Annotated in this window: 18 protein-coding genes; 5 read left to right on the top strand and 13 right to left on the bottom strand. The window is 67.5% G+C overall.

Annotated features, from left to right (window positions below; translation table 11 throughout):
- Window positions 1-45: 45 nt before the first annotated feature.
- From ACOGI8_RS05720 to ACOGI8_RS05710, 3 genes are read right to left on the bottom strand one after another with little or no spacing between them, the layout of a single operon-like run.
- Window positions 46-831 carry a hypothetical protein gene (locus tag ACOGI8_RS05720; protein WP_419855925.1) on the bottom strand — a complete coding sequence of 262 codons (786 nt, stop codon included), beginning with the start codon at window positions 829-831 and terminating at the stop codon, window positions 46-48.
- Window positions 832-890: 59 nt separating this feature from the next.
- Window positions 891-1,838 (bottom strand): PLP-dependent cysteine synthase family protein, encoded by a 948-nt coding sequence (locus ACOGI8_RS05715; protein WP_419855924.1) that lies wholly within the window; start codon window positions 1,836-1,838, stop codon window positions 891-893.
- Window positions 1,839-1,880: 42 nt separating this feature from the next.
- Complete coding sequence (locus tag ACOGI8_RS05710) at window positions 1,881-2,156, bottom strand: ubiquitin-like small modifier protein 1 (RefSeq protein ID WP_323673380.1); 276 nt, start codon at window positions 2,154-2,156, stop codon at window positions 1,881-1,883.
- Window positions 2,157-2,355: 199 nt separating this feature from the next.
- Between ACOGI8_RS05710 and smpB the strand changes: the two genes are divergently transcribed.
- Complete coding sequence (gene smpB, locus ACOGI8_RS05705) at window positions 2,356-2,853, top strand: SsrA-binding protein SmpB (RefSeq protein ID WP_419855923.1); 498 nt, start codon at window positions 2,356-2,358, stop codon at window positions 2,851-2,853.
- Between the two features lie 11 nt (window positions 2,854-2,864).
- Here the strand turns inward: smpB and ACOGI8_RS05700 are convergent, their stop codons facing one another.
- The 5 genes from ACOGI8_RS05700 to ACOGI8_RS05680 form a co-directional block, all read right to left on the bottom strand.
- Entirely contained in the window at window positions 2,865-3,677 is an 813-nt protein-coding gene (locus tag ACOGI8_RS05700; protein WP_419855922.1) for an alpha/beta fold hydrolase, read from the bottom strand.
- Window positions 3,674-4,969, bottom strand: a complete 1,296-nt coding sequence (locus tag ACOGI8_RS05695; RefSeq protein ID WP_419855921.1) for an LLM class flavin-dependent oxidoreductase — start codon at window positions 4,967-4,969, stop codon at window positions 3,674-3,676. Before ACOGI8_RS05695 ends, ACOGI8_RS05700 begins: the two co-directional genes overlap by 4 nt.
- A gap of 84 nt (window positions 4,970-5,053) precedes the next feature.
- Complete coding sequence (locus tag ACOGI8_RS05690; protein ID WP_419855920.1) at window positions 5,054-6,619, bottom strand: 4-hydroxyphenylacetate 3-hydroxylase family protein; 1,566 nt, start codon at window positions 6,617-6,619, stop codon at window positions 5,054-5,056.
- 41 nt (window positions 6,620-6,660) lie between these two features.
- On the bottom strand, window positions 6,661-7,233 hold the full coding sequence (locus ACOGI8_RS05685) for a VOC family protein (protein ID WP_419855919.1): 573 nt from the start codon (window positions 7,231-7,233) through the stop codon (window positions 6,661-6,663).
- A gap of 218 nt (window positions 7,234-7,451) precedes the next feature.
- Window positions 7,452-8,177, bottom strand: coding sequence for a hypothetical protein (locus ACOGI8_RS05680; protein ID WP_419855918.1), 726 nt, complete (start codon window positions 8,175-8,177; stop codon window positions 7,452-7,454).
- Between the two features lie 11 nt (window positions 8,178-8,188).
- On the opposite strand from ACOGI8_RS05680, the gene ACOGI8_RS05675 reads away from it, so the two are divergent.
- Window positions 8,189-9,724: an alkyl sulfatase dimerization domain-containing protein gene (locus ACOGI8_RS05675; protein ID WP_419855917.1), complete on the top strand. Its 1,536-nt coding sequence runs from the start codon at window positions 8,189-8,191 to the stop codon at window positions 9,722-9,724.
- A gap of 231 nt (window positions 9,725-9,955) precedes the next feature.
- Window positions 9,956-10,888, top strand: a complete 933-nt coding sequence (locus tag ACOGI8_RS05670; RefSeq protein ID WP_419855916.1) for a DMT family transporter — start codon at window positions 9,956-9,958, stop codon at window positions 10,886-10,888.
- Window positions 10,889-10,922: 34 nt separating this feature from the next.
- Here the strand turns inward: ACOGI8_RS05670 and ACOGI8_RS05665 are convergent, their stop codons facing one another.
- Window positions 10,923-12,395, bottom strand: coding sequence for an amidase (locus tag ACOGI8_RS05665; RefSeq protein ID WP_419855915.1), 1,473 nt, complete (start codon window positions 12,393-12,395; stop codon window positions 10,923-10,925).
- Window positions 12,396-12,479: 84 nt separating this feature from the next.
- Window positions 12,480-13,295, bottom strand: coding sequence for an enoyl-CoA hydratase-related protein (locus tag ACOGI8_RS05660; RefSeq protein WP_419855914.1), 816 nt, complete (start codon window positions 13,293-13,295; stop codon window positions 12,480-12,482).
- A 132-nt stretch (window positions 13,296-13,427) separates the two neighbouring features.
- On the opposite strand from ACOGI8_RS05660, the gene ACOGI8_RS05655 reads away from it, so the two are divergent.
- Window positions 13,428-14,168, top strand: a complete 741-nt coding sequence (locus ACOGI8_RS05655; RefSeq protein ID WP_419855913.1) for a dienelactone hydrolase family protein — start codon at window positions 13,428-13,430, stop codon at window positions 14,166-14,168.
- A 60-nt stretch (window positions 14,169-14,228) separates the two neighbouring features.
- Window positions 14,229-14,963 (top strand): SCO6745 family protein, encoded by a 735-nt coding sequence (locus ACOGI8_RS05650; protein ID WP_419855912.1) that lies wholly within the window; start codon window positions 14,229-14,231, stop codon window positions 14,961-14,963.
- A 9-nt stretch (window positions 14,964-14,972) separates the two neighbouring features.
- Here ACOGI8_RS05650 and ACOGI8_RS05645 read toward each other — a convergent pair whose 3' ends face one another.
- Genes ACOGI8_RS05645 through egtB form a run of 3 tightly spaced genes read right to left on the bottom strand, consistent with a single transcriptional unit; the run spans window position 14,973 to window position 18,466 of the window.
- On the bottom strand, window positions 14,973-16,073 hold the full coding sequence (locus ACOGI8_RS05645; RefSeq protein WP_419855911.1) for a zinc-binding dehydrogenase: 1,101 nt from the start codon (window positions 16,071-16,073) through the stop codon (window positions 14,973-14,975).
- A gap of 54 nt (window positions 16,074-16,127) precedes the next feature.
- Window positions 16,128-17,165: an L-histidine N(alpha)-methyltransferase gene (gene egtD, locus ACOGI8_RS05640; protein WP_419855910.1), complete on the bottom strand. Its 1,038-nt coding sequence runs from the start codon at window positions 17,163-17,165 to the stop codon at window positions 16,128-16,130.
- On the bottom strand, window positions 17,165-18,466 hold the full coding sequence (gene egtB / locus ACOGI8_RS05635; protein ID WP_419855909.1) for an ergothioneine biosynthesis protein EgtB: 1,302 nt from the start codon (window positions 18,464-18,466) through the stop codon (window positions 17,165-17,167). The genes egtD and egtB overlap by 1 nt, the downstream gene beginning before the upstream one ends.
- Window positions 18,467-18,626 lie beyond the last annotated feature (160 nt).

The raw sequence follows: 18,626 nt of genomic DNA, 5'->3' as shown, positions 1-18,626 counted from the left end.
GCAGGTAGGCGAGGCTTCTCGCATCGTGCCCAGCCCAACAGAACTTCAGCCGATCGGGCAGCGCGTTCCTGCTTCGAGCAACCGGAGAACGCCGGCTTCGTCGAAAACGCCGACGAGCCGCCCGCCGCTGGTTGCGAGCGATACCGAGGCCGACTCGCTGGCGGTTGCGGGGTGGAAAGTGGCCGCCGGGTATGCTTCGGCGACCTCGGCACGGCCGGCGCCGACGCCGATCCCCTCGGCCGTTTGCAGCATGTACGGGTCGGGTCCGAACGCTCCCAAGCGCCAGGTCATGAAGTGCTCATCGCCCGCGTCGCGGTGCTGGTAGCCATCTTCTGCATTCCCGAACAGGGCCAGCAGGCCTGGCCATTCCACGGCTCGCAGCCGGCTGCCGGGGCAGTCCCCGTAGATCGAGAACGTGTCGGTCCAGCCGCTGTCGGCAACCGGCTGGCCGAGCGCGACGGTGAGCGCGTCCAGGGCGGCTTGCGCGTCGGTGCCGAACGGCACGAGTCCGAGGCCGTCGCTGGCGAGCACGACGCCTTCGGGACGGGGCACTGCAGCCCCGCCGAGCCGCTCAGGCGCTGTTGTCGCAGCAGCAGCGTCGAAGGCCGTACCCGCATCGCTTCCCGCCGGAGCTGTCACCAGCACTGCAGCAGGACGCTCAGATGATGTTTGCGAGGGCAGCAGCGTTGTTGCGGTGATGTCGAGGGACAGGGCGCTGGTGGACGGCGGCGTGGGGGCAACCCGCAGCGGCGGACCCGTGCAGGCGCCCGCGGCCACCGCCAGCATCGCGGCCACCACCGCCGCCCGGCGTCGGGATCTGGCGCCCCTCATGCCGGCAACGGTACGACAGCGACTCGGGCGATCAACCGCCGAACTGCCTGCAGAGACGGTCAGAAGTAGATGACGTTCTCGGCCTGGACTGCGGCAGCATCGAGGTCGTCGGTCCAGGCGCCGACCGACAGGTATTTCCAGCCGTGGTCGCTCACGATGAACACGATGATGCCTTCCTCGATGCGGGCAGCCGCCTTGCGTGCACCGGCCAGCGCCGCGCCGCCCGAGATGCCCGAGAACACGCCTTCGGCCGCCAGCATCCGCGTCGCCTCGATCGACTCCCGCGGGCGCACGATCATCTTGCGGTCCAGCAGATCGACGCCGCCCCACTGCTCGAAGATGGGCGGCACGTACCCGTCGTCGAGGCTGCGCAGGCCCTCCACCTGCTCGCCCGCCGGAGGTTCGACCGCCCACACCTGCACGTCAGGCGAGCGCTCCTTGAGGTACCGGCCGACGCCCAGCAGCGTGCCGCTGGTGCCCAGCCCCGCCACGAAGTGCGTGATGCCGGGAACGTCGGCGACGATCTCAGGACCGGTGGTGCGGTAGTGCACCTCGGGATTGGCCTCGTTCCCGTACTGGTAGAGCATCGTCCAGTCGGGGTTGGCCTCGGCCAGCTCCACTGCGAGCCGCACAGCCCCGTTGGAGCCCTGTTCGGCCGGGCTGGCGATGATCTCGGCGCCGAAGATCTCGAGCATCTGCCGCCGTTCGGCGGTGACGTTGCCCGGCAGCACGATCTTGACCCGGTAGCCGCGGCGCTGCCCGAGCATGGCCAGCGCGATGCCGGTGTTGCCCGACGAGGGCTCGACGATCACCGATCCGGGCGCGAGGCGGCCTTCGGCCTCAGCGCTGTCCAGCATCGCCAGCGCAACCCGGTCTTTGACCGAGCCGGTCGGGTTGTGCCCTTCCAGCTTGGCGTACAGCTCGACCGTCGGGTTGGGGCTGAGTCGGCTGACGTCGAGGGTGGGCGTGGCGCCGATCAGCTCGTCGACAGAGCGATAGACGGCCACGTGCCGGCTCAGCCGTAAGTGCCGGTGCGGGGCCGGACCGGCTCAGCCACCGGCGACGGCAGGCAGGATCGACAGCTCGTCGCCGTCGGACAGCGCAGTGTCCATCTGGGACAGGTAGCGCACATCCTCGTCGTTGACATAGACGTTCACGAAGCGGTGCAGGCTGCCGTCTTCTGCGAGCAGGTTGGGGGCGATGCCGGGAAACTCGCCGACCAGCCACGACATGGCCTCAGCCACGGTGCTGGCCTCGGCGTCAACCCGTGACTGCCCGTTGGCGTGGGGACGCAGGACGGTCGGCAGGCGGACGGTGACAGCCATCGGAGCTCCCGGTTCGGCGGCTAGCCAATTGTCGGCCAGGAACTTGCAAGCCGCCTCGGCGATTCCTGACCTATTGACTCAGGATTCTACGGGCCGCGCCAGCCGTACCCTCGGGTTGATGGAGCAGAGGCTGAGCCGATAGGCGAAGCCGTGGCCCGAGCGGCCCGTGAGCGAAGCGAACAAGAGCGGGAGGTAACAGGTGACGCAACGAGGAGGCTCACCTTCGCTCGCGTCGTCGAGCGACCGGACCGTCGTGGCGTCAAATCGCCGTGCGCGCCGCAACTACGAGGTGCTCGACACCTTCGAGTGCGGCATGGTCCTGCGCGGCACGGAGGTGAAGTCGCTGCGTGCGGGGGGCGCCCAGATGGGCGACGCCTATGCCCGGGTGCGCGACGACGAGATGTGGTTGATGGGCCTGCACATCGCCCCGTGGACCCATGCATCGCCCACCTTGGGCCACGAGGTGGAGCGCCCCCGCAAGCTGCTCATGCATCGTGCCGAGATCAACCGGCTGCGGGCCCGAACTGAGCAGGACCGTCTGCAGCTCATCCCGCTTGAGATCTACTTCCGTGACGGGCGAGCCAAGCTGGAGCTCGCCCTTGCCCGGGGCCGCCGGCTGTACGACAAGCGGCAGGCGATTCGCAAGCGAGAAACGGACCGCGAGGCCCGCCGGGCGCTGCGCGACCGATCTGTCTAGCTGCTGAGTTCTCAGGCGAGGGCAGCGGCGGCGATTCGGGCCACTTCGGCGGGCTGGTCGAAGTCGGCTTGGTGGCCGGCGTCGTCCAGCAGGTGCGTGCCGGCAACGTTCGGCAGTGCTTCGGCCCAACGCTCCAGGTATGACGCCGGGATGATTCGGTCCTTGGCGCCGTGCACCAGCGTCACCGGGTTCAGCACCCGGTGCAGTCGGTCGGCCAGTCCCCATTCGGGCAGCGGCCAGATCAGCTGTGCCGCGGCCGTGCGTGTGAGGTAGCGGTGCACGCCGTGCTCCACCACCATGTCAGCCGGCAGGTCGGCTGGGTCGTCGAAGAATGCCGCTGATGCCGCAGTGTCTTCGGTGAGCATCGCCCGCTGCACGCTCAATGTGGTGCCGAACGGGTCGGCCACCGGATCGCTGTCGTCCCAGAGGCCGAACGGCGCCACGAGCACCATCGAACCGAACGCCTCGGGCCGTACAGCCGCCAGCTCGAGCGCCAGCATCGCGCCCACGCTGGAAGCCACCAGCGGCGCACCGGCGAGCCCGGCCAGGTCGACGACCTCGCTGGTCGCGACCACCCAGTCGTGCAGGGTTCGCAGCCCTTCGGGTTCGCTGGAGCCGGTGAAACCCGGCAGGCTCGGCGCCACCACGCGATAGCCCGTTGCGGCCAACTCCTCGAGTACTGCGTGCACGCCGGGATTGCCGAGCATCCCGTGCAGGTAGCCCACGGTCGGGCCCTCGCCCAGCTCAACGATGCCGATATGTCCGTCTCGGTACGGCAGCGTGCCCGGTGCGAAATGGCCGGCCAGCGGTGCGCCTGCGTTCACTGGGCGCGGCTCCCGACGGGCGCGAGCTGGTGGTCGGTCTTGGGCCACCAGTGGTCCTCGTAGTCGGCCTCGAACAGGCCCGCAACCTCTGGCATCACCTTGGTCGCGTACATCTCGGTGTTCATCTTCACCAGTTCGGGATCCATGTTGCCGAAGTGGCTGAACACCATCAGGTGGCCAACATTCATGGTGGTGGCCAGCTCGTGCACCTGCTCGGTGACCTGGGTGGGGTCGCCCAAGATGATGTAGCCCTTCTCCACCATGTCCTCGAAGCTCAGCTTCTTCGAGCCGTATGAGGGCTTGGCGCTGCCGGCCTTAGCAGCATCGGCGGCGTTGGCCTCGCGTCGGGCGGTGGCTTCCCGCGCGGCTCGTTCCACCATGCCTTCCACCCCGGCACGCACCGTGTTGGGCGTCTTGTAACCCGGCGGGTCGGCGTAACCGGCGTACACGTGCAGGCAGGTGTTGAAGAAGTACTCAGCCGGTTCGCGGTACAGATCCCACGCCTCGGCCTCGGTGTCAGCCACGGCGACGAATTGGGCGAAGCCGCCCTGGAACGGGTTGGTCTCCTTGCCGAGCTCCTGCACCTTCTTCCAGAAGCCCTGCATGGTGCGTAGGCCGGCCTTGTACCCGAAGTAGCTGAGGTAGCAGTACACGAGGTCTTCCGCGGCGCACCAGTCCCAGGTGTCCACCGAGCCGCCGCCGGGGATCCAGATCGGTGGGTGGGGCTGCTGCACCGGCCGGGGCCACACGTTGACGTAGCGCAGCTTGTTGTAGTTGCCGTTGAAGCTGAACACCTCGTCCGACGTCCATGCCTGGCGGATGAGATCGACGCCTTCGTGGTAGCGCTCGCGCAGCGTGGCGGGGTTCTGGCCGTAGGCGTAGATGGTGTCCATCGGCGAGCCCACCGGGAAGCCGGCGATCATGCGCCCGCCAGTGATCCCGTCGAGCATGGCGATCTCCTCGGCCACTCGCAGCGGCGGGTTGTACAGCGCCACCGAGTCGCCCAGCACGACGATGTTGGTGTCGGGGCAGTTGCGTGACAGCGCCGCGGCGATGATGTTCGGGCTGGGCATCAGCCCGTAGCCGTTGGAGTGGTGCTCGTTGATGCCCACGGCGTCGAACCCGCACTGTGCCGCGAACTCGAGCTGGTCGAGGTACGCGTTGTATGTCTGGTGGCCGACGGTGGGGTCATACAGCTTGGGGTCGATGTCGACCCAGACCGAGCGGTGCTGCTCGGGGAAGTCCGGCGGGAGCTCCGGGTAGGGCATCAGATGGAAGAAGATCGACTTCACGGCGTGCTCCTTGCGGCTCGCCAGAAAATCTACTCCGCGTTCGACTCTGCGTTGTGATCGAGCGTCCGCCCGCTGCGGGGCGGCTCAATCCCAGTCGTGGCCCACGATGGACACGTCGTCGGGATTGACGAAGCCCGGCAGGTTCCAGCCGTCGAGGTCGTACTCGGCCATGCATTGCTCGGCGAAACCCTCGAGCATGTCGGTGAGAGAAGGCTGACCGGGAGCGGCGATGTCGGCTGCCTGCACATTCTCGTAGCGGATCTGCTCGTTGTTGCCGGCGTAGTTGCGCTCGTACAGCTCGTGGCGGCCGCCGAACTCGCTGCCCATGGCATCCCACAGCAGCTTCATGATCTTCATCCGCTCCAACGCCGGCATGCCGTCAGATCCCCGCACGTAGCGCTCCAGGTAGGGTCGGATCTCGTCCGACTTGAAGTCGGCCGCATTCGAGTTCACGTAGATCAGGCCCGAGGCCACCACCTGCTCGACGATGTCCTTGATGCGGGGATAGAAGTACGGCGAGAACGTGCGGTAGGCCATGCCGTAGCTCCGTGACGGCTGCACGGCGCCGTTCTCCCACGGGTCGGGAGTGCGGCACATGGCGTCGCTGAGGCCCCACATCAGGTTGCGGATGGCAATCACCTCGCCCAGGTTGGCCTGCACGCCCCGGAAGTCCCGCGTGCCCGTCGCACGCAGCGCCTTCGACAGCAAGCCAGCGATGAAGTCCAGCTTCACGCACAGGCGGGCCAGCCCGTGGAAGGTGAAACGCGGGAGAAAGCCGACCGAGTTGAGGAACCGGTTGGCCTTCGCCACGTCGCCGTAGAGGAACACGTTCTCCCACGGGATCAGCACCTCATCGAACACCAGGATCGAATCGTTCTCATCCAGCCGGCTCGACAGCGGATAGTCGAACACGCTGCCGGTGGCCGCCGCCTGCAGCTCGTAGGAGTTGCGGCAGATCAGCTTCACGCCGTCCGAGTTCATCGGCGTGGTGCAGACGATCGCGAACGCAGGGTCCTGAATGGGTATCGGGCCGTACTGGGCGATGAAGTTGTAGTGGGTCAGCGCCGAGCCGGTGGCAACCACCTTGGCGCCCGACACGACGAGGCCGTTGTCGGTCTCGCGCTCGACATGCATGCACACGTCGCGCGCATGGTCCGGGCCCAGATGACGGTCAACCGGCGGATGCACGATGGCGTGGTTCCAGTACGACACTTCCTCCTGGCTGCGCTGGTACCAGTAGACGGCGTTGTCGCGGTAGTCGCCGTAGAACTCCGGCATCGCACCGAGCGTCGCCAGGAACGAGGCCTTGTAGTCGGGGCTGCGGCCCATCCATCCGTAGGTCAGCCGCTGCCAGCCGACGATGGCGTCGCGTGCGCCGATCAGATCGTCCACACTGCGCGGCACCCGGAAGAACTTGTGGGTCCTGCCGCCCGAGCCGGTGTCGGTCTCGCACGTCAGCACGTCTTGCTGGGCGGGGTCGCCGAGCGCGTCGTACAGCCGGGCGATCGACCGGACGCTGTTGCGGAACGCCGGGTGAGTGGTGACGTCACGCACCTTCTCGCCATGGAAGTACACCGTGCGACCGTCTCGCAGACTCTCGATGTACTCGTCGCCGGTCATCGGCGACCATGTCTCAACCGACTCGCTCATCTCGTGTGCCCCCGTGCGCCTGCCCTCATCGGCCAGGCGGCTCAGGCTGGTGAGAAGTCGGTCTCGTAGTCGGTGTCGTCAACCAGCAGGTCTTCGGGAGGCAGCCGCTTGGCGTAGTTGAGAGCCCCGTTGATGTCGTGCTTCCAGATTTCCTCAGGCAGCTCGTACAGCACTTCCACGCCGTAGCCGTTGGGATCGTTGACGTAGACGCTGTGGGTCATGCCGTGATCGACACGGACGTTCATCGGCACTCCCCGCTCCTCGAGGAATTGCACCTGTTCCAGCCACGACTCCCGATCCGGATAGGTGATCGCGATGTGGTTCACTGCGCAGGCGCCCTCGACCATGCTCCATTTCTCGGGCGGCGCCGGCAGCTCCGGGCGCTCCACGAGTGCGATGTCGTGGTGATTCACGTCGTCGATGACGCCGCTGTAGAAGCGCATGTTCATGACCGGCGGCTTGCCGTCGCGCGGCTCAAGCTCGCCGACTTGCTTGAAGCCCAGCAAGTCGCACCAGAAGTGATGCGACTCCTCCATGTCACGCACGTTCAGCACCAGGTGATTCAAGCCCCGCGGCGTGACTGCGCTCGTGCGCTTCTTGATCGCTTCGCTCATGGACTGACCGCCTTGTCGGATGTGTTGCCGGTGCCTCCAGCCGACCGCTGCTTCCTTCGCAGGAGCCTAGCCCCACCTGCATTTCGGGCTGATATAGGCCGCGCAGATTGGCGAGCCTTCCGGCTGTCGCGCCTGTTGTATCCCGCTCTTGTTCGCTTCGCTCACCGGCCGCTCGGGCCACGGCTTCGCCTGTCGGCTCAGCCTCTGGGGCGTCAACGTCAGCCCTGGCGCTCGGCCAGCCACTCCTCGAACTCGGCACGACGATCCTTGGCGATGGGGAACGTGCCGATCGAGCTCTCACCGGCAGCGACCCGCTCGATGGCCCACTCCTCTTCGAGCTCCTGGGCATAGGAGTCGTCGGCGACCTCCGCGGCAAGCAGCGCCGGGATGACCACGGCCCCTTCGCCGTCGCCCACGATGATGTCGCCTGGGAACACCGTGACGCCGGCGCATGCGATGGGCACCTGGTGTTCGAGCGGTGTATGCACCCGACCGAGGGTCGCCGCGTGGGATGACTGGTGATACACGGCCAGGCCGACATCGGCCACGGCTGGCGTGTCGCGCAGCGCACCGTCGGTGACGAAGCCGGTAGCACCGAGGTGCTTGATGCGCATGGTGAAGATGTCGCCGATGGTGCCGGCGTGCGGCTCTCCCCGGGCCTCCACGATGAGCACCTCTTCGGGCTCGATGGACTCCACGGCGCGGCGCTGCGCGTTCGGCCCCTGCAGCCGGCGCTCGAAGTCTTCACGCTTGGGCACGAAGCGCAGCGTGTGGGCATAGCCGAGCATGCGCTGGCCCTCGTTGAGCGGTCGCAGGCCGTTGAGGAAGCTGTTCCGCATCCCCCGCCGCTGCATCTGGCCCGCAAGCGTCGCCGTGGACACCGCGTTGAACTTCATACGCATGTCGTCGGTGAGCGCCACTGGGCGGTGTTCTGCGTCGGCCATGGAGTCCCCTTTTGCTGAGCCCGATCGCGCTGGGCTGTTCCAGCGTTGCGACGGGCCTCGCCAATGTAGCCAAGTCCCGTTTTCCGACAGCCGGTCTCACCTGCATGCTCCCGTCGCTGCTCGCTGGTGCTTCGCTCGGCGTACCGGCGACAAGACTGGCAAAGCGGTGGCTGCCGTCGCCCGAGCGTCGGCGGTGCCGAGGTCCACCGCTCGAACCGGAAGGAAGCGTTGTGGCGCCTTCGAAGACCATCGATCCCATCGAGCTGTCGAGCCGGCTCATCGACACCGGCGTAGCCGACGAGCAAGTCGTGCGGGTCAACAGCGCCCTGAGCGAGATCGACGACAACGTCGCGGTGATCGAGGCGTTCAGCAACATGGTGGCCTTCGGCACCGACGACGGCCTGGTGTGCTTCGATGCCAGCGGCCCGTTCAGCGGCGCAGCGGTGATGGACTCGCTGCGCGGCTGGTCCGCCGATCGGGTCAACACGCTGCTCTACACACACGGCCATATCGACCATGTGGGCGGCAGCGGTGCACTGGCCGCCGATGCGGTCGAACGCGGCCAGCCGCTACCCGATGTGGTCGGGCATGACAACGTGGTCCCGCGCTTCGAGCGTTACAACGCCACCAACGGCTACAACCTCATCATCAACCGGCGCCAGTTCGGAATCGGGCTGCGGCAGCGCGGGGTGGGCATCGCCTTCGACGACGACCACTTCCTGCCGTCCGACGCGCTCTGGCCGAACCGCACCTTCAGCACGCAAGACTCGCTGTCGGTCGGCGGGCTCGACTTCGAACTGCACCACGACAAGGGCGAGACCGACGACCACACGTGGGCGTGGGTGCCCTCGCACCGCGCCATCTGCCCCGGCGACCTGGTGGCGTGGGTGTTCCCGAACGCCGGCAACCCCCAGAAAGTGCAGCGTTACCCGTTGGAGTGGGCCCGGGCGCTGCGTCAGATGGATTCCCTCGAACCCGAGCTGCTGATCCCGGCGCACGGGCCGCCGGTGCGGGGCCGCGAGCGCATCGGCACCGTGCTGCTGTCGCTGGTTGAAGCGTTGGAGGCGCTGGTGAGCCAGACGATCGAGCTCATGAACTCGGGGGCGTCGCTCGACGAGATCCTCCAGACCGTCTCGTTGCCAGCCGAGTGGCTGTCGCGCCCGTGGATGCGGCCGGTCTATGACGAACCCGAATTCGTCATCCGCAACATCTGGCGCCAATACGGGGGATGGTGGGATCTGGACCCGTCGAATCTCAAGCCCTCCCCCAGGGCCGAGCTGGCCGACGAGCTGGTGCGAATGGGTGGCGGGGCTGCGGCGTTCGCGACACGGGCGCAGGAACTGGTTGAGGCGGGCGACCTCAAGCTGGCCTGCCACCTGATCGAGCTGGCCGTGGCGGCTGACCCGGCATCGACGAGCCTCCATGGCGTGCGAGCGGAGATCTACGAAGCCCGGCGGACTGCTGAGCAAGGGCTCATGTCGATCGGCATCTTCAGCGCCGCTGCCGCCGAATCACGCGAGATCGCCGAACACAGAGAAGGCGATTAACTCGATTCGCTCCCAGGCCACTCAAGCCGCGGCTTCGCCCTGTGCTCCCCGCTCTTGTTCGCTCCGCTCACCGGCCGCTCGGACCCGGGGCTCTGCCTCTGGGTCTTGGCCCCGGGCAACTGCACTGGCCGTGCTCGCTGGGCGTAGTGTTCGCCGCAGCAATCCTCTGGGTCGGCTCGGCGTGCCCGCGGCCGTGACTTGCAGACGGGAACGGCGGGCTGGAGCACGCACATGGCCGACATGGGATCGGGGTCGGCGCCGGGAGCGCCGTACGGGGGGCGCGGCGCACCCGCGCTGTCCGAGCGTGCGCTCGGCGTGCCCGCCGCTGCCGTGGCGATGGTGGGATGGGCCGCCTCGGGCGTGATCGCCAAGGGCATCTCCGAACTGGGGCCGCTGGCCGTCGTGTTCTGGCGGATGTGGCTCTACACCGGGCTGGTCGCGCTGTTCCTGTGGGCCAACCGCACACCGCTCCGCCTGTCGTCCATCAAGATCTCGTTCTGGGGCGGGTTCTCGCTGGCGTTCGACATCATGCTGTTCTTCGTCGCTTTGCGGATGACCACGGTGGCCAACGCCACGGTGGTTGCCTCGCTGCAGCCGCTGCTGATGCTGTTCTTGGCGCCCAGGATCTTCGGCGAACAGCCGGGCCGGCGCCATTGGGGACTGGCGCTGGTGGCGATCAGCGGCATCGCGATCGTGGTGTTGGGCTCATCGGGCCTGACCGAGTGGAGCGTGTTCGGCGACCTGCTGGCATTCGGCGCGCTGTTCGCCTGGACGGGCTATTTCGTGTTCTCCAAGCTCAGCACGCAGAAGATCGCAGCAGCCCAGTACACCGGCGGCAGCGCGCTGGTGTGCTCGCTGGTGGCCACGCCGTTCGCGCTCGCCTCGGGACAGGTCTTCGACTGGCCATCGGCGGGGGCGTGGCTGTGGCTGGGCATCATGGCCATCGGCCCCGGCGTCGCCAGCCACATGCTGATGAACTGGTCGCTGGTGCGCATCCCGTCGTGGCTGGGCTCCACGATGACGCTTGCCATCCCCGTCACCAGCACGCTGATGGCCTGGGTGTTCCTAGGTGATCAGGTGTCGCTGTGGCAGTTCGTCGGGATGGCGGTGGTCATGTTCGCGCTCGCCGCCGTAGTGCTCGACCAGTCCCGCACCAAGCTCTAGCCGTCGCAGCGTTGGCCGGCGCCAGTGCCGAGGGTCAGGCGGACGCGTGCACTGGCGGGCGCCGGTGGGCCCACGGGGCGGCTTGCTCCATCTGGGCCGCCACCCGCAGCAGCACGTCCTCACGGCCGGGAGCCGCCACGAGCTGCACACCGATGGGCAGGCCTTCGGGCGACATGCCGTCGGGCGTGCCCAGCGGTACCGAGATGGCGGGCTGGCCGCTGACGTTGAACTGCGGCAGGTAGGGCGTGACCTTGGCCAGTCGCTTCGTCAGCGTGCGCTCGTCACCCTCGACGAGGTAGCCGACCGGGGGCGGGACGACGCCGAGCGTGGGCGTCAGCAGCAGGTCGAAGCCGTCGCCCTGGCCGGGCTCGGTGCTCCACCACCGCACGATCTGCCGCGTGAATTGATGCAAGCGCTCCCGGCTGGCCAGCAAGTCCGGTCCGCTGATCTTCGTGCCGCGCTGGTAGTTGATCCACGCGACCGGCTCGACATCGTCTTCGGTCCAGGGTCGGCCGAGCGCCGCCTCGTAGGACCGCAGGGTCGCGGTCGCGCTCGCCCGCATGATCCGGACGTAGTCGTACATGTAGTCGTTGGTGGCCATCGGCTCGGGCAGCGCTTGTTCGACCCGGTGTCCAAGGCTGTCGAGCAAACCGGCTGCGGCTTCGGCGGCCTGGGTGCACAGCGGGTCAGTTGCTTCGAAGGGGATGGTGGAGCTCACGCCTATGCGCAGCGTGCCGGGGTGCTGGCTGACTTCGGCGACATAGCCGGCTGCAGGCGCGGGATGGGCCGGCACGTACGGGTCGCCGGGCTCGGCGCCGGCGAGCACATCGAGCGCCAGCGCCGCATCGCGCACGGTGAGCGCGACGGCGCCGTCAGTGGTGCCGCCTCCCCAGCCTTCGCCTGCCGGTGCGCTCGAGATCCGTCCGCGGGAGGGCTTGAGGCCGACAAGCCCGTTGGCACTGGCCGGGATGCGGATCGACCCGCCGCCATCGCTTGCGTGGGCGATGCGCACGATGCCCGCCGCGACCGCTGCCGCCGCACCGCCGCTCGAGCCGAGCACGGTGTGGTCGGTGTTCCATGGGTTGCGGCACGGCCCGTACAACGCCGTCTCCGCTGCGGCGGGGCACTGGCCGCCGCCGAGCTCGGGACTGTGGGTGTGTCCGATGCTGACGGCACCCGCCTCGGCCAGCCGGCGAGCAACCGCACCGGTTTCGAGGTAGCGGTAGTCGAGTTCAGCGAGCCGGCGGTTGCCTTGGTAGCCCGGCTCGCCCTCGGCCGGGCAGAACAGGTCCTTCAGCGCAGTCGGCACACCAGCCAGCAGCCCAGTCGACGCTTCGCTGGCGTCAAGCTCGGCTGCCCGCTCTCGCGCTGTGTCGTACGTTCGCTCGACGATCGCATTGATCGTCGGGTTCACCTGCTCGCAACGGGCGATGGCCTCGTCGACCATCGTCGTGGCGTCGGTCTCGCCCGCTCGCACCTGCTCTGCCAGCGCTGTTGCGTCGCTCATCATCACCCCTGTCGTCGTCGTCCACCGCAGGCGCTGCCGACCTGCAAGCCCGCCGTCAGCGATGCAGTCTCGCGCAGCGGTTGATCACCGACCCTGCCAGTTGGGCTGGCGCTTTTCGGCGAATGCCCGGGGGCCTTCCTTGACGTCCTCGCTGGCCATCAGGCGAGCCACTGCCGGATAAGGGTGGTGGAACGCCTCGCCGAGCGGCATGTCGAGCCCACGCATCGCCGCCTGCTTGGTGGCCTGGATGGACAGGGGCGCGCAGCGCATGATGTCGTCGATCAGCCGGTCAGTGGCTGCGTCGAGTTGGTCGTAGGGCACCACGTCGTTGACGATGCCCAGCTCCAGCGCACGCTGCGCGCTCATGGTGCGGGCGGTCAGCAGGTACTCCATGGCCAGCTTCATCGGGATCTGGCGCGGCAGCCGGTGCACTCCCCCACCGCCTGCGTACAGGCCGCGCAGCGGCTCGGTCAGGCCGAACTGGGCGTGATCGGCCGCCACGACAAGATCGCAGGCCATGGCTACCTCGAACCCCCCGCCGAGCGCCACGCCGTTCACCTGGGCGATCAGCGGCTTGGGATAGTCGAAACGCTCGATCAGCCGGGTCACCTGGCCCATCAGCTCACGATCCGCGGCCTGAGTGGCCTCGTCGGACTGACGGATCATCGAAAGGTGCTTCAGGTCGCGTCCGGCACAGAACGCCTGCCGGCCCACCCCGGTGATGGCCATCAGCCACACGTCGTCATCGGCGGCGGCGTGGTCCAAGATGTCGGACCACTCCTTGTGGGCCGGGGTGTTGATGGCGTTGCGCACCTCCGGCCGGTTGATGGTGATGCGGGCCACACGCGGCCGGATCTCCTCGTAGACGAAGTACTGCGGTTCGAAGTCGAGTGCCTGCATGGCCGGGGATCGTATGCCGGTCGCCGGCTGCAGGCAGAGGCGATCGTCACAAGCGCAACTGCCCCGAACGCACTACACAAAGGTCACCAATTCCGCTACGGCTGGCGAAAGGCCAACGGCAAGGAGGCAGCAATGTTCGAAGACCACGTCTCGATCGATACGGGCGAGGGTGAGATGAGCACGTTCGTGGTGCATCCCGAGCCGAGCGAGCGGCGTCCGGGGCCGTTCCCGACCGTGCTGTTCTTGATGGACGCGCCCGGCAAGCGGGAAGAACTGCACGACATGGCCCGTCGCATCGCGACCGTCGGCTACTACGTGCTGCTGCCGAACCTCTACTACCGCGAAGTCCCCGGCTTCATCGTGCAGCGCGACGACCCCGCCAGCCGCCAGTTCATGTTCGAACTGATGACCAACCTGTCCAATGCGATGGTGTCGCGTGATGCCGCAGCCCTGATGCGGTACGCCGACGCCGACCCGGTTGCCAGCATCGAACGGGTCGGCACGACCGGCTACTGCATGACCGGCCCGATGGCGATCTGGCTGGCCGCGGACTACCCCGACACCATCACCGCCGCAGCCTCGATCCACGGCGTTCGGCTGGCTGTCGACGCCAGCGACTCACCGCACCTGCGGGCGCCAGACATCCGCGGCGAGGTGCTGGTGATGTCGGCCGAGCACGATGACTACGTGGACCGGGCCCACTACGACCGGCTCTGCAAGGCCTTCGCCGATGCCGGCACCGACGCACAGACCTACTGGGTGGACGGCACCCACCACGGCTTCGTGTTCCCGCAGCGGCCGGTGTACGACAAGCCGGCCGCCGAGCGCCACTGGGAGCTGCTGCTCGACATGTTCGCCCGCCGCCTGCACTGAGCCACAAGATCGCCGGACCGCCCCGGCATGGGGGGCGGCGCAATGCCACACTGTCGCCCCATGGAAACACGTGATCTTGTTCAAACGGTGTGTCCGCCCATCGCCACGATGGGCTCGATGTTCTACTTCGACCCGGGGACCCTGGCCCGCGGCAAAGAAGCCGGCCTCGACGGCTTCCGCCTCTACATGCTGGGCCGTGGCGGCGTCCTCGGCGATGTCGAGGCGACGGTCGTGCACAGCGCGTTCGGCTACTTCAACCCGGACCTTGTCGCGAAGATCTGGAATTCGGCCAAGGAAGTCATGGCGCCGCGAGACGGAGGCCGCCTCTACATGGAGTGCGCGGGTGCGTTCGGCTCGTCCAAGCTCGGCGGAGTCTCAGGTCTCGACGCATTCAATGCCGCCGCGGACAAGGTCATCGACGCCGGACTCTCCGATCCGGCCGCCCAAGCCCTCTTCGCAGCAGTTGCGTGCGAGCCCCGCAGCGACGAGCCCGCTGCGCGTGCGTTCCAGAACGTGGCCGTGCTGCGCGAGCTGCGCGGCAGCATGCACCTCGTTGCCATCGCCGCTTCGGGCCTGTCGACCGAGATGGCGCACCGGGTGCGCCGGCCCGACGACGTCGAGATGTTCGGCTGGACGAGTGACGCGCAGGTCACCGACGAGCATCGGGCGAAATGGGAAACCGCCGAAGCGCTGACCGACGAGCTGATCGAGTCGATCTACGGGGTGCTCGACAGCGCGGAGGCTCAGGCACTCGCCGACGGTGTCGCCGCCATCGAAGCCGCGCTCGCCGAATAGCGCCGCTGGTCAGTCGAACACCAAGATGGACCGACCTGCGATCCTGCCGTTCTCGAGGTCGTCGACTGCCTGGCCGATGCCGTCAATCGGGTAGCTCTGCGTCACCAGTGCATTGAGGTCGAGATCTCCGTCCGCGTGCCACTGCAGGAAGCGAGGGAAGTCGACGGCCGGCTCGCAGCTGCCGCCCAGGCTGGAGATGTAGGCGCGCTCTCCGATGAACATGTGCATGGTGTCGAGTTCGAGCTTGCGCTGGGGCACGCCGACGAGCACCGCTGTTCCGCCGCGGCTCTGACCGAACTCGCCAGCGCGGGTGGCCTCGTGAATCTGGGCCATCGTGCTCTGATGTCCGATGCAATCGAAGGCGAAGTCGACACCGCGAAGCGGCTGACGCCGGATGTCGAATCGGTGCTCGTCGGTTGTGAGCGCCCTGATCTCTTCGACAGGGTCGCCGTGAGAGGCGTTGACGCCATGGGTGGCTCCGAAGCGCTTCGCGAAATCCAGCTTCTCCTCAGAGAGGTCCACGGCGATGATCGGATCGGCCCCGACGAAGTTCGCCGCCGCAACTGCGGATAGGCCGACTCCGCCGACACCGAAGACGGCCACGCTGTCCCCGGCCTTCACTCCGGCGGTGTGGAGCACCGCGCCGGCGCCGGTGATGACCGCGCAGCCGATGATGGAGGTGGCCTCCATGTCGATGCCCTCGGGCACCTTCACCACGAACATCTCATCCGCGATGGTGTGAGTGGCCCAGGTGAACACGTTGATGGAGGTTGCCGTGCGGCCATCGCCAAGATCGAGCTGCAGCGGACCGCCCCGGCGGCGTGCGCTCGCCTGGTCCTTCGGCACCCACGTGACCATCACCGTGTCGCTCGGCGCAAGGCCGGTCACGTCGTCGCCCACGGCGATTACCTCGCCAGTGGACTCGTGGCCCAACACCTGCGGCGCCGCCCGCGGGTTGTGAATGGTGTGCAGCTGGCTGTGGCAGACACCCGACGCGTACTGCTTCACCACCACCTCATGACCGCACGGATCGGGCAGCGTCACGTCCATCACTTCTGGCCCGGCACCGGCCTCCTGCGGGATGACAACAACTCTGGCGTCGACGGGCATCGCACTCCCCCTCCTTGCGCTGCCCCGCTGTCTAGCTGGAATAGGCAGACCGCGTCACAGCACTCGCCGTGCGAGGGTGAGGGCGTAGTCACCGTCGGCATCAGTCCACATCCGCTGCACGACGAGGCCTGCGGCGCCGAGTTCTGAGCGCACACGCTCGGGTCGGAACTTGGCGCTGATCTCGGTGCGCATCCGCTCGCCCGCCGCGAAGTCGACCGTCATCTCCAGGGCCGGGATGTGCACGGTCTGCGTGCGCAGTGAGCGCAGCCGCATCTCGATCCACTCGTTGTCCGCGTCGAACACTGCCTCATGGGCGAACGCATCGAGGTCGAAGTCGGCGCCGAGCCTGCGATTGAGCACCGATAGCACATTGAGGTTGAACCGCGCCGTGACGCCGGCCGCATCGTCGTAGGCGGCCACCAACCGGTCGACATCCTTGACGAGATCGGTGCCCAGCAGGAACGTGTCGCCTGCCCGCATCGCGCTGGCGACGGCATCCAGAAACGCCGGCCGGCGCGCCGGCGAGAAATTGCCGATCGTGCCGCCGAGCAGCACCACCATCGCCGGGGCACGGGGCGGTGCATCGGGCCAGACGTCGGCCTCGTCGAGCGGCAGGTGCCCGAGGTGGTGCTCGAAGTCGCCGACGACGCCGTGTACGGCCAGACCGGGATACGCCCCGGCCACTTGCCCAGCAGCGGTGCGCAGCGTCGCTTCGCTGTTGTCGAATGGCACGTAGCGGCGAAGCTGGCCGACGGCTGCGAACGCATCGAGCAGGATGCGCGTCTTGGTGGAGGTGCCAGATCCCAACTCGGCGATGCAGTCAGCCCCAGCAGCCGCCGCGATGGCATCGGCTTCCCGTTCGAGAATCTCCCGCTCGCGGCGGGTGGGGTAGTACTCGTCGAGACGGGTGATCTCGTCGAACAGCTCGCTGCCGCGGTCGTCATAGAACCACTTCGGGGGCAGCTCCTTGGGGCTCGAGGAGAGGCCCACCGAGACATCGGCGCGCAGTTCGCGATCCGACCAGCCGGCGTCGAGCCAGTTGTCGATCACGGGATCGGCGGCGGGAGGCGCCGCCCCTTCGGAGAGCATCATCAGGCGTCGACCGCCAGGCGCAAGCCGGAGAAGTGCCAGCGGGTATGTGGATGAAAGAAGTTGCGATAGGTGGGCCGGATGTGACCTTCAGGGGTCGCGCAGCAGCCGCCTCGCAGCACCATCTGATTGATCATGAATTTGCCGTTGTACTCGCCCACGGCGCCGGGAGCGACACGGAAACCCGGGTACGCGCTGTAGGGGCTCGACGTCCATTCCCACACGTCGCCGTACATCTGCAGCAGCGACGCAGGCCCCGAGGCGCCTGCTTGCGGCACCGCCAGCGCCGGAGCGGGGTGCAGTCTGGCGCCGTTCCCGATGTTGCCGACCTGAGGCAGGCCGGTCACCGCGTGCTCCCACTCGAACTCGGTCGGTAGCCGGGCACCGGCCCAACGAGCGAACGCGTCCGCTTCGTAGTACGACAAATGACACACCGGCTCGTTGGGCGCAACCGCCTTGAGGCCCCCGAGTGTGAACACCTGCCAGCCGTTGTCGGCGAGATGCCAGTACGCCGGCGAATCCCAGCCGTGAGCAATGCGTTGGCCCCAGCCGTCAGACAGCCACAGTGTCGGCGTGTCGTAGCCGCCGTCGTCCATGAACTCCAGCCACTGAGCGCAGCTCACCGGGCGGTCGGCCAGCCGGAACGGCTCGGTCAGCACCCGGTGACGGGGCCACTCATTGTCGAACGCGAAGCCGCATCCGTCGTGACCGACCTCGACCTCGCCGCCGTCGAAGCTCACCCAGCGGGTGTCGGCGGCACAGGCCGCGTCGGCGCCGGCCGCTGCAGTGTTGCAGGGCTGTCGGTACGCCGGCCACAGTGCCGGGTTGCACGACAGCACGTGCTTGATGTCCATGAGGATCAGCTCTTGATGCTGCTGTTCGTGATGCAGGCCGAGCGTCACCAGGTCCGCGATCTCGAGGGCGATGCCGCCGCAGAGCAGCCGTTCCATCGCCATGTCGACATGGCGGCGGTATGCCGTGATCTCAGCGCACGACGGGCGCGACAGGTTGCCGCGCTCCGGGCGCGGGTGTCGCTTCCCGATGGTCTCGTAGTACGAGTTGAACAGGAATCCGAAGGCCGGGTCGTGCTCGACGTAGCCGTCGAGGTGCGGTTTGCACAGGAACGTCTCGAAGAACCAGGTGACGTGCGCCCGGTGCCATTTGGTGGGGCTGACATCGGGCATCGTCTGGATGCACTGGTCTTCATCACTCAGCGGTGCGGTGAGTGCATCGGTGTGCGCTCGGACCGAGCGGTAGCTCCCGAGCAGGTCAGACAACGAGTCGCTGGTCATGGATGTGGCCATAGGGCCCGCCGGAGGGTAGTGGGCCTGTATGAAGCCAATGCAAGCATCAGATGGACGAACGCTCATGTTTCTGGCGATCATGGGCCGGAATCCGCATGGCCCTGGCACAGATCAGGCGCTCAATCGACGCGAACTGGGCGCTCTGCGGTAAACACGCGGG

The organism is Candidatus Poriferisodalis sp. (genome assembly GCF_965204195.1).
In the GTDB taxonomy this organism is placed as follows: Bacteria; Actinomycetota; Acidimicrobiia; order Acidimicrobiales; family Poriferisodalaceae; genus Poriferisodalis.
The sequence above is the reverse complement of the archived record's forward strand: the minus strand, read 5'-3'. Positions and strand labels throughout refer to the sequence as shown.